A 13,441-nucleotide genomic window follows, 5' to 3' on the forward strand; every position below is an offset into this window, starting at 1 on the left:
GCCTGCGAAGCTCTGGCTCGGACCTATTGAGCGCTTCGCAAATGGATTCCACAGGCGCGCCTGCATCAACCAGCTCGCGCAGCAGTTCGTCTTCTCGTTTGATCCAGCGGGGAGAGGCGAGAGTCACCTTCAATCAACCTCTTAGCTTCGATTTCATGCGGTTCTCATATTTGAGTTGCGATCCGAAAGTTTTACTACTGTTGATCTTCGACGTTACAATTGCTTGTAGAAAAATGTTGCTGCCGCGTGCTTCCCGTCCGCCATTAGGACGCATCCTGGCACTACACCTATGCGTTGCCAGCCTTCGCTGTGATAGAGCTGCTCCGCCACCGATCCTGTAGCCGTACTCAGCACCAACAAGGTTTTCCGCTCACGTCGTGCCAGCTCCGTTACCGCTGAAAGCAGACGGCGCCCGACACCGCGACCGCGTGCGTCCTTCTCGACCAATACCTTAGTGACCTGCGCCATGTGCGGTTGATTTTCAGATGGCATGTGCACCATTTGAATTGAACCGACTGTCCGGCCCGTCCTATCCTCAGCTACGAGCAAGATTCGATCGTTGCGGGACAGCTCCTTGGACACGCGACGCCAATAATCCACCGCGCGTTCGCGCGGCAACGGCGACAAGAAACTAACTGACGCCCCCCCTTGCACGCACTCAATTAGGATTTCGGCTAGCCTACTCACACGGTGATCGTTCAGCTCTGCGGCACTGATACGCCGTATACGAATCTCGCTTTTCATCTGCACTCGATCGAGCTATCGCTGAATGTGGGTGACGGCGGAAATTGGGAAGGCGGCATATCGTGGGGGTGCTTGACGCTCCACTTCTCCACCGAAGGAGCGGTATGCCGTGTCCAAAGGTAACATTCAACCTGATTCACCAGGAAACGTCGACGATCAACCGGGGCGGCGTCTGCGCTGGCGCCGCTTTACATCATTCTCACCCGAACGCCTTGCCCCGATCCTGGCCCGGGAAGTCGCGCGTCGCAGGCCGGTACCGCTGACCTTCCACATGCGGCATGTCGAGAGGGATTGGGTGGGCATCCATTGCGTCCTGGTCGTTCGGGTCGATCAGGCGGGCATCCACGTCATCGATTCGCTGGGGCGGCGCGGTCGTAACGCAGAGAATTCGACCATCCTTCCGCATTGGCACGGTGACGGCTGGCGTATGGCCGGCGCGCCGCTGATCCTGGTCCCTCGCCCTGCACGAATTCTTCTCGGCTTACCCGCGCTCACCGAAAGGGCCGCCAGATGACAATGAAGGTCGTGCCAAAGGCCCTGTCGGGCCTGGCCTCGAAACCTGCTTTCAAGAAGGCCCATAAAGCTTGCGGCGCCGACTTCAATGGCCATCTCGAGCGGTTCCTGACCGCTACGATGGATGAAGTTCGGCTGACGACATCCGGCCGCGTGGTTCAGAGCATCCTGAACATGATCGGGCTCGCCGACTCCATTCAGTTTCGCGACGCGGTGCAGCCCCGAGAAATCTCGGGCATGATCGAGTACGAGAAGCAGCGCGATCATTCCTCCCACACGCTCTATAATTATCTGCTGGGCTGGTACTTCTTCGTTCACAGCGAGAGGTTGCGCGACGCCCTCGCCGTCGAGTTCGCAAAGCGCGGGATCCCGGCCGTCAGGAATCATCCCGTGGAGGGCTTTCGGACCGATGCTGCTTTCTTTGGCTTCATCTGGCAGTACGTCTCGATCCTTCACGACATCGGCTACATGTTCGAGGGCAGCCTATCCCGCATGTCCTTCGACCACTCGAGCAAGCAGGCCGAGATCGGCGCCCGGGTCGCGCGGCATTACTTCAACCGGGCCGTCTGGAGCGAAAACGACATCGATCTAGCCCGTCCTATTCGTGAGAGTGCTTTTTTTAGTCCGCTTGATGTGGCCGCACATCTGCTCTGACGAGGCGCGCGGGATTGCCTTCGGCTTTTCACCGCCTGACGACCCGTACTTTGCAACGCGCTTGAGGTGTAGGTTGGGCGAACGGGGGGCGGACGCCCCGCCGGTCAAGGACCGAGCGGCAGCAGCGCGCCTGGCAAGCCGCGGATCAGGTCGGCTTCGGGACATGCCGCGGCAAACGCAAGGCGAATGCGGCTCGTGGTTTCGACGACACGGGCAGCGAGTTTCAAGAGCCGAAGACGCAGCGTCGCGAACTCGGCTGTGGCCAATTCCCGGGCTTTGGGAATCGCGTCGCGCACGGTCAGCATCAGCCAATAAGCGGCGGTGTGGAGAACGAGGCGGACTTGATTGGCGAGCGCCGAACGGCAGCTGGTGCGGTCGGAGGCGAGCTGTGTCTTATGCAGCTTGATCAGATTCTCGGCTTGGCCGCGCGCGCAATACAGGCTGTCGTAGATCCACTCGGCCGAGCCGACATCGAGGCTGGTGACGACGAAACGGATGTCGAGGCCGAGCATCGTCGCCTCAATACGGGCGACGGTCGTCGTTCGCGATCCCAGGACTTTGCCTTGTGGCGCGTCTCGGTATAGCCACGCAGAACCGGCAGGTTCTCGATGGCGCGTCGCGTGCGGATGTCGTCGGCGGCCTCGTCGACTTTTCTGGCGAGCGGCTTGGTGCCGGACAGACCGAAGATGTAGTCGATGCCGTTGGTCTCGCACCACGCCATTGCCTCCGGCCGAGCATAGCGCCTGTCGCCACGGAATGTAATTCGCGTGTTGTGCCACCGCGTCCGGATATGCCGTATCAGGCGGCGCAGATGGGCACGCACCTCGACGCCGCCCGGCGTCTTGCCGGGCCGCAGCACGACCGCCACGGGCCGGCTCTTCTCCGTGTCGTAGACGTGGATCGGCAGGAAGCAGCGTTCGTCATAATGAGCGTTGAACAGCGAGAGCTGCTGATGGCCGTGGACGACATCGCAGGTATCATCGATGTCAAGCGTGACGGATGCCGGCTCGCGCGGGTAGCTATCCATCCATGCGTCGACCAAAGTGTAGGTCAGTCGGATCACGTCGCGCAGGCGCGGAGCATTCTCCAGCCGCGACAGCGTCGGTTGGGAACACAGATCGCGACCCGTGTCCGGCAGCCGTCCGCAGGCCAGCTTGAATGCGGGATCGGACCGCAGATGATCGGGGTCGTCGGCGTCCTCGTAGCCGCAGCAGATCGCGAACATGCGCGCGCGGAACATATCGACAAGGCTGTGCACGACCCGCGTCGGATCGCGCCGATCCGGGAACACCCGGGCCAAATTGTCGGCCAAGCCGAGACGCCGCTCGGCCATCGCCAGAAGCATCACGCCCCCGTTCGAGGTCAGCCGACCGCCATCGAAGGCAGCTGTGACTTTCCTGGCGTGAACGGCTGGAAACGAGAAGGGCAGAATCGTATCATCGGTCATGGCGGGCCTGGTGTTCGCGGCTGAAGGTGATGGGGTTGGCTTTATAACCGAATCCTACGCCGCATCAGCGCTTTACACCACGCTCGCCAGCCTCTCATCGCCCTCTGACGAATAAGACGGGCTAACTGGGACCTGCTCGGCGTTCCCGGCGCTGCCGATTTGCCCGCAATCAAGTGGAAACAGATTAATCTCGAAAAACTGAGCTCCGCTGCGAGGAGTGCCCTCGTTGCGCAGCTCGAAAAAACATTGAACGAAGCCTAACGAAGGGCAGTCCATCCCATGCCAACCGGCAACATACGCGACGATCAATCCGTTCGGTGCTGTCCGTATTTAAGCCCCGCGCAGAAAAAGCGCGGAACTCCATTGACCCACGGAGAACCCCGGTAACACTTCTCCTCTGGAGGGAGAACAGTTGGCGGACCATAAGAATTGCTAAGGGCAGAACATTGGATTGCCGACTCAGTAGTCCTACCGAGAACACCGACCAAGCAGGACAGCACCATCCGTTCAGACGGCGGTGAGAAATATTTTTTTGGGAAGTGCTCCCGAGCGAGAATCCGATCTGTCGCAGATGTGGGTGGACCTTGACCGAAATTCCAGCTGCCAGACACCCATGAAGGCGAAAATATCATCATGGATGCGGGCGCTTATCGTTATGTCCGCTTCAACCATCGCGTCCTGCGCGCATTTTGGATCGCCGGATACACTGCTTGGGAGGGCTACCGCCTGATTGCCGAAAGCACACCGCTTGAGACACTCCAGCAGATCGCTTTACCAGCCTGATCGCAGCCTTTGAGAAAACCATTTCTAGCGATCAGCCTGAATTGGAGGCCCTGCCTGCGGGCGTTGCCGAGCCGGGCAGCTACGCGGATGCCGGCACGGAACCCCAGAGTCGCGCGGCTGGCGAGCTCGCGACTATAGCGGTTGCTTGGGCGCTGCTGCACGAAGTTCGCCATATCCGGCATCAGCGTGAAGGAACGGGCGCTGCTCCATATGGATCGGACGCGACCGAAAAACACAGGGAAGAGTTCTCCTGCAATGAGTTCGCCACGGCGTTTCTGTTAGAGCAAATCGAGCAGGAAACGAAACAACCCGCGGAGCTGGTAAGGCAGAAACGCCAGCTGGGTAAGGCAGGAGACCAAAAACGTCCCGATTACGTCCGTGGTGCTCTTAGCCGTCGCGGGTTCATGCAGCGCAATTAGGAGACCTTACGCATGTTAACGAGCGATGACATTTATGGAAGTCAGCGCTCGCTGACATTTTTCAATTGTCGTCGAACGCGGACATATGGTAATGTAAGCGAACGACAACATTTTGAATTGCCATGCTCATACGCACATCGGCCGATCTCGGGGCCATCATTCGGGATACCCGCAAACGGCACAAGCTTGATCAGTCCAGCCTCGCCAAGCGCATTGGCGTCAGCCGTCAGTGGGTCATCGAGGTCGAGCGCGGCCACGCGCGCGCCGAACTCGGCCTCGTACTCCGCGCTCTTGACGCTCTCGGCATCCATCTAGACGCAGGCAGCGAACAACCACATGGCCGCGGTTCAGAAAAGTCAGCCGTCGATATCAATGCAATCGTGTCAAAAGCCAAAAGAAGCAGACCATGACCAGCGAACTCGTCGCGCTCCTGGACGGCAGGGAAGTCGGCCGCGTGCACAACGACGCTCGTGGCCGCCTCACCTTCGTCTATGACAGCGATTGGCGTCAAACGAGGGGCGCGTACCCCATTTCGCTCTCCATGCCACTCGCGGCCGAGGAACACGGTCCCGCCGCTGTTCAGGCCTTTCTATGGGGACTGCTCCCGGACAATGAGCGCGTTCTCGATCGTTGGGCGAAGAAGTTTCAGGTCTCGGCTCGCAACGTCTTTGCCCTGATTTCCCATGTCGGCGAAGATTGCGCCGGCGCCATTCAATTCGTCACGCGCGATCGTTTGGAGGAATTGCGAAGCGGTACGAATGACAAGGTTGAGTGGCTTGACGAAACCGCCGTCGCAAAACGTCTGCAAGCATTGAGAGAAGATCATGCCGCGTGGCGGTTGCCGCGTGACACGGGGCAATTCAGTCTTGCCGGCGCCCAGCCGAAAACCGCGCTGCTTCTGCAAAAGGGGCGATGGGGGATACCGTCTGGACGCATTCCGACAACCCATATCCTTAAGCCGCCGACCGGCCATTTCGACGGCCATGCCGAGAACGAGCACATCTGCCTCAATCTCGCGCGCAATCTCGGCTTGCCCGTCGCCGGAACCAAAGTCGTGCGGTTTGAGAAAGAGATCGCCATTGTCGTCGAACGCTACGATCGGCAGTTCAGTGGCAATGACGTCATTCGCGTCCATCAAGAGGACGCGTGCCAGGCACGCGGCATCATGCCAACCAAGAAGTATCAAAGCGAGGGCGGCCCGTCCGCTGCGGATATTATCGAACTTTTACGCACCTACTCCACCGACAGTGTTGATGATCTCGATACATTCATCGATGCCCTCGGCTTAAATTGGCTCATCGGAGGCACCGATGCACACGCTAAGAACTACTCACTACTCCTAGCCAGCGGCCCCACGGTGCGACTTGCGCCACTCTACGATGTTGCCAGCATCCTTCCCTACGACGATGTCGACTTGCAGAAGATGAAGCTTGCTATGAAGGTCGGCGGGGAATGCAGGCTAGCCCAGATAGGTGCGCGCGAATGGCAGAAATTCGCCCGCGAGACCCGTTTCGATGCGGAAAAAGTGATTGCCGGATTGAACTCGCTGGCCGAACTGCTCCCCGACAACGTGAGCGACGTGTGCGCTGCCGCGCAAGCGGAAGGGCTAGATAACGCCATTATCGAGCGCCTTTCCGCCAAGTTGATCGAGCGAGCCAAAGACTGCCAACGCCTTCTGAAAGGCTCCTAAGCTTGCACAAGCTCGCGGTTCGCGGTCCGCAAGCACCGACGGAGTCGACGTTCATTCGCGGCCAACTCAAGAAACCACGCTGGGCGGCTGTCTGCGAACTCGGACTTTCCAAATTGTCGCGCTGGGTTACCAAGGGGAGTATTGCCCGACTCGAATGCGCACTTGGTTCGTCGGATAGCTTCGAATCGATAGCTGACAGCGCCCTAACTGCCTTTTGTTCTTTGGAGTGTAGGCCGTGAGGCCTTACTCTTCGTCTTCGTAGAACACTCCAGCTGACCAGCGACTTGCCGATCCAGTCCCGCGCGATCACGTTGGAGGGGCCCATCGCAATCGCCGCGCACGCATCGCGGAAGGAGCCCAATTTGGAGATACTCCGACAGGGCCGCTAACCGAGGGGCAGCAGGTCCTAGGACTGCCATCTGGGCTTGATCCGGTTTCCTGGAGCACCGGGCGCAACTTGGCGCTTCAGGGACTCCAAGCAAATCGTCCGTTTCGTAGTCGTAGGCCGCCGATTGCACCACCCACGCTGCGGCGGGCCCCTCGAAGAGCAGATTTCGTATACACGTAAGCCCTAGCGCCTGATCCAAAGGCAGTGCGAACTAACGAGCACCGCGTTCAAGACATGCCGAAGCGCAAGATCGATAAGCTCGCCCGCGCAAAAGCTCGCCCCGATCCGACCCAATGGGGCGACGATGAAGTAATGACCCTTATCGAGGCCGGCGCCGTGTTTTTTCCGCACGGTCCGCTGACATTATCATCGTTGCGCAGGGCTGCGGCCTCAGGGGCTCTTGAAGTCGCCAAAGTGGCAGGCAAAGATCTCACGACACCTCGCGCAATCCGCAAATTAGTGAAGCCGTCATGCCGGGCCGCAAAGCCAAGCCGCCACGACTCTGGTTTAGAGAGGACGACGCCACCTGGATCATCCTCGATCGTGGCCGGCAAATCCGCACAGGCTGCAGCCGCGACGACGTTAACGGAGCTGCGAAGGCGCTCGAGACCCACATTAGCGAGCGGCATACCAGCACTATCGGGGCCACTGATCCGAACGTCCTCGCAATAGCCGACGTTCTCACAGCCTACGAAATTTCAAAGCGGCCCAAGGACGAGGGGGACGAACGCCCGTGGGCGCAACATGACCTGCTTCTCATTCGCCTGCTCGATCTCAATAACTTTTTTGGCGATAGAACCGTCAGTGAGCTCAAAGCGCAGCTTTGTCGCGACTTTGTCGATTGGTCTACCGGCACTGCGAACGACAACAATAGGAGAGCCGGCATCTCGCCACGCAGCGCGACCGTCTCCGATCAAACCGCGCGGCGCCGGCTCGAAGATCTACGCGCTGCGGTGAACGCCTACCACGCCGAACACACGCTCAGCGTCGTTCCAAAGATCACTCTTCCCCCTAAAGCTGAAGGACGACGCCGCTGGTTGACCCGTAACGAAGCCGCACGCCTGCTCGGAGCGGCAATCGGCTACGTTTGGGATACCGAGCAGGAGAGGTGGAAGCGCAGAGACGATGGCGCGCTCGTGCGCCGAGAACGGTGGATCATTCGTCGTCGCTATCCCGCGGTGCGCTTCTGCTTGATTGGCCTCTACAGCGCTCGTCGAGAAGAGACCATCCGGCGCACCCAGTGGCTGCCATCAACGACCCATCCGTGGATGAACCTGGACGCGATGGTCTACCAGGGTAAGGGAGCACTGGAGCGATCAACCAAGAAGCGGCGACCGCCAGCAAAGATCGCGAACCGCCTGCGTCCCCACTTGGTTCGTTGGCACAGGATCGACCAAGCTCGGTCTGCAGAACTCCGCGCCTCAGGGGTCATGAGAGACGGTGAGCAAATCCGGTTCGTCGTGAGCCGCATGCACGACGGCCAGCCGCTTGCCGGAAAGATCAGGTCGGCTTGGGAAGGTATTCTGGAGGATGCGGGGCTGGGCGATGATGTCGTTCGGCACTCATTGCGTCACACAGCGGCGACGTGGCTGATGCAGGCGGGCGTTGACATGTGGGAGGCTGCCGGCTGGCTCGGAATGACGGTTGAGCAATTAGAGGCCAACTACGGCCACCACCACCCGGATTTTCAGGTAGAGGCGGCGGAAGCGTTCGGGGGCAGGCGCTGAGCTGAGGACTACTCGCCGCGAGCTATTCGTGCTTTGATGTCCAAGGTGCAAAGGGAGGACATGTGGTGCTTGGCGATGTCCCGCGCAACGTCGCGACAGGGCCCGTTTCCCTTGCGCTACCCAATTGCCCCGCGTCTGGTTCCGAGCAGCGCAAGATCCTAGCGGCTCTGTCTCACGATTGGCCGACCTCGAGTGGGTCCGAAACTCGACGGACAAGGCTGCCGTGCCTCAAATCATTGCGCATTTCGTTGCACGCGAAAAACACAGAAACTATAAGTGCTTGGAAGAATGGTCGGAGTGGCAGGATTCGAACCTGCGACCCCTGCGTCCCGAACGCAGTGCTCTACCGGGCTGAGCCACACTCCGACTAAGAGGCCGGCTTATAGCGTCGGGCTTCAGGGACCGCAAGGGACGACAAGGCACCGAATTGAGGAATCTAGTCACAGTGGAAACAGGCCTGAAAACACACGTTCTGCCGGCTGGCGCAGCCGCCACGGCAACCGCTGCCGGGGTTTTGGCCGAGGGCGGTCTGGTGGCCTTTCCGACCGAGACGGTTTATGGCCTTGGCGCCGATGCCGGCAACGCCGCCGCGATCGCCCGGCTGTATGAGGCCAAGGGCCGGCCGGCCTTCAATCCGCTGATTGCCCATGTCGCCGATCTCGGCGCCGCCCGCCGGATCGCCCTGTTCGATGGCCAAGCCCTGCGGCTCGCGGAAGCGTTCTGGCCCGGTCCGCTGACCCTGGTGCTGCCGAAGGCCCTCTCCTGCCCGGTCGCGGAACTCGCGACCGCCGGGCTCGATACAGTCGCGATTCGCATCCCGGCCCACAAGGTGGCGCGCGACATCATCAAGGCGTTCGGCGGTGCCGTGGTAGCGCCGTCGGCCAATCTCTCCGGCCATGTCTCGCCAACCACCGCCGACCATGTGAACGGCGATCTTGCGGGCCGCATCGACCTGATCGTCGACGGCGGGCCGGTCGAGGTCGGCGTCGAATCCACCATCGTCGGCTGCTTCTCCGATCCGGTGCTGCTGCGGCCGGGCGGGCTGACCCGCGCCGAGATCGAGCGCGTGCTCGGCCACCCGTTGCAGTCGCCGCCGCCGGACGCCGAGACCGACGCTCAGCCGATCGCCCCCGGCATGCTCGCCTCGCACTACGCGCCGCGGACGCCGGTCCGGCTCAATGCCAGCGACGTTCATGTCGGCGAAGCCCTGCTGGCGTTCGGGCCGGCCAAGGTCGCGCGGCGCGAATGCGCCTCGGTGGAGATGAACCTGTCCGAGCGCGGCGATCTCGCCGAGGCCGCCGCCAATCTGTTCGGTTACCTCCGCACCCTCGACAAGAGAAACGCGGACGCAATCGCGGTGATGCCCATTCCCGAGGACGGGCTGGGCGAAGCCATCAATGACCGGCTGCGCCGTGCAGCGGTTGGGCGGTAAATCCCGACACACGTGAAAGACCAAGAAAAAATGAACATCGTCCAATCAGCGGTGCCACCGCTTCCGCCCGAATTGCTTGCAAAATTCCGCGCCATCGTCGGCGACAAATATGCGGTGACCGACGCCGCCGACATCAAGCCTTACGTCACCGAGGAGCGCGACCTGTTCCAGGGCCGCTCACCGCTGGTGCTGCGCCCCGGCTCGACCGCCGAGGTCGCTGCGATCTGCAAGCTTGCGACCGAACACAAGATCGCGCTGGTGCCGCAGGGCGGCAACACCGGCCTGGTCGGCGGCCAGACACCGCATAATGGCGAGGTGGTCGTGTCGCTGCGGCGCCTCGACAAGATCCGCGACATCGACGTCGAATCCAACACCATGACCTGCGAGGCCGGCGTGGTGCTGCAAATCGCGCAGCAGAAGGCCGCCGAAGTCGATCGCCTGTTCCCGCTGTCGCTCGGCGCGGAAGGCAGTTGCACCATCGGCGGCAACCTCTCGACCAATGCCGGCGGCACCACGGCGCTCGCCTATGGCGTGGCCCGTGAAATGGCGCTCGGGCTCGAAGTCGTGCTGGCCGACGGCCGCGTGCTGAACGCGCTGTCGAAGCTGAAGAAGGACAACACCGGCTACGATTTGCGCAACCTGTTCATCGGCGCCGAGGGCACGCTCGGCATCATCACCGCGGCGACGCTCAAACTGTTTCCGCAGCCGCGCGCGATCGAGACCGCCTATGTCGGCCTGAAGTCGCCGGCGGCGGCGCTCAAATTGTTGTCGATCTCGCGCAACGAGGCGGCAGGTAGCCTGACGACCTTCGAACTGCTCGCCGACATCGCGGTGGATTTCTCGATCCGCCACGGCATCGATATCCGCGATCCGCTTGAGAGCAAGCACCCCTGGTACGTGCTGATGGAATTGTCGTCGCCGCGCGACGACGCGCGCGACACGCTGGAGGCGATCCTCGCCCAGGGCATGGAGGACGGCATCGTCGATGACGCCGTGATCGCCGCCAATTTGAGCCAGTGCCAGGCGTTCTGGAAGCTGCGCGACGAGATGTCGGCGGCGCAGAAGCCGGAGGGCGGCTCGATCAAGCACGACATCTCGGTGCCGGTGGCGGCCGTGCCCGCCTTCATCGAGGAGGCCAATGCGGCGGTCGTGAAGCTGATCCCGGGCGCGCGGCCGGTGCCGTTCGGCCATCTCGGCGACGGCAACATCCACTACAATGTCAGCCAGCCGGTCGGCGCCAATACCGCTGACTTCCTGGCGCGCTGGCATGACGTCAACGCCGTGGTGTTCGAGATCGTGCTGCGGATGGGCGGCTCGATCTCGGCCGAGCACGGCATCGGCGTGCTTAAGCGCGACGAACTGCCCGACGTCAAGGACAAGGTCGCGATCCAGCTGATGCGGCAGGTCAAGGCGATGCTCGATCCGCTCGGCATCATGAATCCGGGCAAGGTGCTGTGACCGCGCAGGCGACGATGCCCTCCCTTTCCATTGCTGCAATTGCCGATGCCGATGTGAGCAACGTCGTCGCACTGTGGCAGGCGTGCGGCCTGACGCGGCCGTGGAACGATCCCTCCGCCGACATCGCGCTGGCGCGCCGCGGACCGAATTCGGCCGTGCTGGTCGGCCGCGACGCCGGCGCGATCGTTGCAACCGCGATGGTCGGCCATGACGGCCATCGCGGCTGGGTCTATTACGTCGCGGTCGACCCTCGCTGCCAGGGCAAGGGGCTTGGCCGCACCATGATGCAGGCGGTCGAGGACTGGCTGCGCCAGGCCGGCGTGCCGAAGTTGCAATTGCTGATCCGCCGCGAGAACGCCAAAGCCAGCGCGTTCTACCAGACGCTCGGCTACGAGGAGTCGACCTCGGTCATGCTGGCGAAATGGCTCGACGGCCGCGAAGCGACGCCGTAAGGGAGTTGAAGGGTAACGCATGAGCATCGCCGACCGCGTTCGCGTCAAGGACGTCCGCGTCCTCTCCAAGGCCCGTTACCTGCTCACCAGCACCACGTTCGACTACCGCCGCCGCAATGGCGAGTGGCAGACCCAGGTCCGCGAAAGCTATGACCGCGGCAACGGCGCGGTGCTATTGCCCTACAATCTGAAGACCCGCAGCGTCGTGCTGGTGCGCCAGTTCCGCTATCCCGCTTTCGCCAACGGCTATGACGATCTCCTGATCGAGGCCGCCGCCGGCATGCTCGACGACGCCGCGCCGGAGGCACGCATTCGCGCCGAGGCGGAGGAAGAGATCGGCTACCGGCTCGACCACGTGCGGAAGGTGTTCGAAGCCTTCATGACGCCGGGCGCGGTGACCGAGAAGCTGCATTTCTTCGTTGCCGAATACGACGCCGCGATGCGCATTGGCGAAGGCGGCGGACTCGCCGACGAGGGCGAGGACATCGAGGTGCTCGAACTCTCGATCGACGACGCACTCGCCATGATCGGCGATGGCCGCATCGTCGATGCCAAGACCATTATGCTGCTGCAATACGCGGCGCTGCATCTGTTCAGGTGAACGCCCTCCGTCCCGGCCTGTTGCCGGGACGGCATCGCGCGCGCACTCAATGCTCTACCGCATCGTGATCGCAAGGCCGCTCAGATCGGCATTGGCCATCAGACCGACCTGGTGGCCGGTCAATTCGAGCACCGCGCCTTTCTGATTGGTCAGCACGATCGCGCGGGCACCGCGGCCGACCGCAAGCCCCGCGCCCGCTGCACCGTAGACGCCGGCAACATCGGACGGGCGGTTGATGTTGCTGACGCGACCGCGCAGCACCGTCTTGGAGCCGCCGAACACAAGGCCGTAGTCGAGACCGCCGGTGGAGAGCGCATAGGAGCGGCCGCGGAAGGTCAGGACACCGCTGCCGCCGGAGCCGCCAATGATCCATCCCGCCTTGTAGATCGTCAGCGTCACGAAGCCGCTGTCGGCACGGGCCGCCGAAGAGAAGGCAAGGCCGGTGAACGCCATCAGCGCGACCAGCGCGGCGCGAAGGGTGGATGAAAGTTTCATGTACGGTCTCCCCAGGATTTACTCAGTCGATCTGCTCACATCGATTTGCGCGCGTCGCGACGCGGGTGCGAATCGCAACGCGCCGACTGTAGCAAGCGCATCACCCGGCGCAATTTGGCACGGCGCCGACCGGTTTGCTGACGGATATTTCCGCGCAATCGGCGTTGAACCTGTTCCCGGGGTTGTAACACTCACTGCATGTCCGGGGCGATCGGCCCCAGGGCTCCACAATTGCCTTGCGGAGCGTGCATTTTTTCACACCGGAGATTTCCCCATGCGTCGTCTTGCGATCGCCTGTGCCGCCATTGCCGTCACCGTGCTTGCCGCGGCAAGCCCGGCCAGCGCCAACCCCTATCACCTGATCCGCTGGCAGGACACCGGCTTCTGCCAGATCTGGGACCAGAGCATCCCGACCACGCCGTGGCCGGCGAACTTCTCGGTCGTCAGCGAGGAATTGCCGACCTTCGATGCCGCGTTCGTCTACAAGACGGGCCTCCTGAACAACGGCACCTGCGCGTTCTGAGCCGTATTCGAACTGTGGGGTGGGCAACGGCGCGCTCGCGCCATGCCCACCATTTCGTTTCGAACGTGAGATGGTAGGCACGCTGGCGATTTGCCCACGCCGCGTTATGCTGTCG

14 protein-coding genes, 1 tRNA gene and 1 pseudogene are annotated in these 13,441 nt (G+C 62.0%); 12 read left to right on the forward strand and 4 right to left on the reverse strand.

Annotated features, from left to right (window positions below):
* Positions 1-213 precede the first annotated feature (213 nt).
* Complete coding sequence (locus G6P99_RS38805) at positions 214-744, reverse strand: GNAT family N-acetyltransferase (protein ID WP_029085158.1); 531 nt, start codon at positions 742-744, stop codon at positions 214-216.
* Between the two features lie 109 nt (positions 745-853).
* On the opposite strand from G6P99_RS38805, the gene G6P99_RS38810 reads away from it, so the two are divergent.
* Together G6P99_RS38810 and G6P99_RS38815 are read left to right on the forward strand one after the other, a co-directional pair.
* Positions 854-1,258 (forward strand): hypothetical protein, encoded by a 405-nt coding sequence (locus G6P99_RS38810; RefSeq protein ID WP_165125950.1) that lies wholly within the window; start codon positions 854-856, stop codon positions 1,256-1,258.
* Entirely contained in the window at positions 1,255-1,911 is a 657-nt protein-coding gene (locus tag G6P99_RS38815) for a hypothetical protein (protein WP_029085160.1), read from the forward strand. Before G6P99_RS38810 ends, G6P99_RS38815 begins: the two co-directional genes overlap by 4 nt.
* Positions 1,912-2,015: 104 nt before the next feature.
* Here the strand turns inward: G6P99_RS38815 and G6P99_RS47840 are convergent.
* Positions 2,016-3,358: pseudogene (locus tag G6P99_RS47840) on the reverse strand (IS1380 family transposase).
* A gap of 633 nt (positions 3,359-3,991) precedes the next feature.
* On the opposite strand from G6P99_RS47840, the gene G6P99_RS38830 reads away from it, so the two are divergent.
* From G6P99_RS38830 to G6P99_RS38850, 5 genes are all read left to right on the forward strand, one after another.
* Complete coding sequence (locus G6P99_RS38830; protein ID WP_165125953.1) at positions 3,992-4,141, forward strand: hypothetical protein; 150 nt, start codon at positions 3,992-3,994, stop codon at positions 4,139-4,141.
* Between the two features lie 41 nt (positions 4,142-4,182).
* Positions 4,183-4,560: a phage exclusion protein Lit family protein gene (locus G6P99_RS38835; RefSeq protein ID WP_029084073.1), complete on the forward strand. Its 378-nt coding sequence runs from the start codon at positions 4,183-4,185 to the stop codon at positions 4,558-4,560.
* A 122-nt stretch (positions 4,561-4,682) separates the two neighbouring features.
* A complete protein-coding gene (locus G6P99_RS38840; RefSeq protein WP_029084072.1) occupies positions 4,683-4,970 on the forward strand; it encodes a helix-turn-helix domain-containing protein in 288 nt (95 codons plus the stop codon).
* A complete protein-coding gene (locus tag G6P99_RS38845) occupies positions 4,967-6,250 on the forward strand; it encodes a type II toxin-antitoxin system HipA family toxin (protein WP_165125956.1) in 1,284 nt (427 codons plus the stop codon). The genes G6P99_RS38840 and G6P99_RS38845 overlap by 4 nt, the downstream gene beginning before the upstream one ends.
* Positions 6,251-7,108: 858 nt before the next feature.
* Entirely contained in the window at positions 7,109-8,365 is a 1,257-nt protein-coding gene (locus tag G6P99_RS38850; RefSeq protein WP_165125959.1) for a tyrosine-type recombinase/integrase, read from the forward strand.
* A 289-nt stretch (positions 8,366-8,654) separates the two neighbouring features.
* Here G6P99_RS38850 and G6P99_RS38855 read toward each other — a convergent pair.
* Positions 8,655-8,731, reverse strand: a tRNA-Pro gene (locus tag G6P99_RS38855).
* 79 nt (positions 8,732-8,810) lie between these two features.
* Here G6P99_RS38855 and G6P99_RS38860 point away from each other — a divergent pair.
* Genes G6P99_RS38860 through G6P99_RS38875 form a run of 4 tightly spaced genes read left to right on the forward strand, consistent with a single transcriptional unit; the run spans position 8,811 to position 12,308 of the window.
* A complete protein-coding gene (locus tag G6P99_RS38860; protein WP_029084069.1) occupies positions 8,811-9,797 on the forward strand; it encodes an L-threonylcarbamoyladenylate synthase in 987 nt (328 codons plus the stop codon).
* A 30-nt stretch (positions 9,798-9,827) separates the two neighbouring features.
* Entirely contained in the window at positions 9,828-11,255 is a 1,428-nt protein-coding gene (locus G6P99_RS38865; protein ID WP_029084068.1) for an FAD-binding oxidoreductase, read from the forward strand.
* Between the two features lie 14 nt (positions 11,256-11,269).
* The gene (locus G6P99_RS38870; RefSeq protein WP_029084067.1) at positions 11,270-11,707 is read left to right on the forward strand and encodes a GNAT family acetyltransferase; all 438 of its coding nucleotides are present in this window, start codon (positions 11,270-11,272) and stop codon (positions 11,705-11,707) included.
* A 19-nt stretch (positions 11,708-11,726) separates the two neighbouring features.
* Positions 11,727-12,308, forward strand: coding sequence for a GDP-mannose pyrophosphatase (locus tag G6P99_RS38875; protein WP_029084066.1), 582 nt, complete (start codon positions 11,727-11,729; stop codon positions 12,306-12,308).
* Between the two features lie 54 nt (positions 12,309-12,362).
* Here G6P99_RS38875 and G6P99_RS38880 read toward each other — a convergent pair whose 3' ends face one another.
* Positions 12,363-12,803, reverse strand: coding sequence for a hypothetical protein (locus G6P99_RS38880; protein WP_029084065.1), 441 nt, complete (start codon positions 12,801-12,803; stop codon positions 12,363-12,365).
* Positions 12,804-13,077: 274 nt separating this feature from the next.
* On the opposite strand from G6P99_RS38880, the gene G6P99_RS38885 reads away from it, so the two are divergent.
* Positions 13,078-13,326: a hypothetical protein gene (locus G6P99_RS38885; protein ID WP_029084064.1), complete on the forward strand. Its 249-nt coding sequence runs from the start codon at positions 13,078-13,080 to the stop codon at positions 13,324-13,326.
* Positions 13,327-13,441 lie beyond the last annotated feature (115 nt).

It is taken from the genome of Bradyrhizobium sp. 6(2017) (assembly GCF_011058295.2).
Taxonomy (GTDB): Bacteria; Pseudomonadota; Alphaproteobacteria; order Rhizobiales; family Xanthobacteraceae; genus Bradyrhizobium; species Bradyrhizobium septentrionale.

Bases quoted from the DNA above. Each gene is read 5' to 3' on its own strand.
- G6P99_RS38845 (WP_165125956.1), top strand. From the start codon at position 4,967: ATGACCAGCGAACTCGTCGCGCTCCTGGACGGCAGGGAAGTCGGCCGC.
- G6P99_RS38885 (WP_029084064.1), top strand. From the start codon at position 13,078: ATGCGTCGTCTTGCGATCGCCTGTGCCGCCATTGCCGTCACCGTGCTT.
- G6P99_RS38815 (WP_029085160.1), top strand. From the start codon at position 1,255: ATGACAATGAAGGTCGTGCCAAAGGCCCTGTCGGGCCTGGCCTCGAAA.
- G6P99_RS38875 (WP_029084066.1), top strand. From the start codon at position 11,727: ATGAGCATCGCCGACCGCGTTCGCGTCAAGGACGTCCGCGTCCTCTCC.
- G6P99_RS38840 (WP_029084072.1), top strand. From the start codon at position 4,683: ATGCTCATACGCACATCGGCCGATCTCGGGGCCATCATTCGGGATACC.
- G6P99_RS38880 (WP_029084065.1), bottom strand. From the start codon at position 12,803: ATGAAACTTTCATCCACCCTTCGCGCCGCGCTGGTCGCGCTGATGGCG.
- G6P99_RS38805 (WP_029085158.1), bottom strand. From the start codon at position 744: ATGAAAAGCGAGATTCGTATACGGCGTATCAGTGCCGCAGAGCTGAAC.
- G6P99_RS38870 (WP_029084067.1), top strand. From the start codon at position 11,270: ATGCCCTCCCTTTCCATTGCTGCAATTGCCGATGCCGATGTGAGCAAC.
- G6P99_RS38830 (WP_165125953.1), top strand. From the start codon at position 3,992: ATGGATGCGGGCGCTTATCGTTATGTCCGCTTCAACCATCGCGTCCTG.
- G6P99_RS38850 (WP_165125959.1), top strand. From the start codon at position 7,109: ATGCCGGGCCGCAAAGCCAAGCCGCCACGACTCTGGTTTAGAGAGGAC.
- G6P99_RS38865 (WP_029084068.1), top strand. From the start codon at position 9,828: ATGAACATCGTCCAATCAGCGGTGCCACCGCTTCCGCCCGAATTGCTT.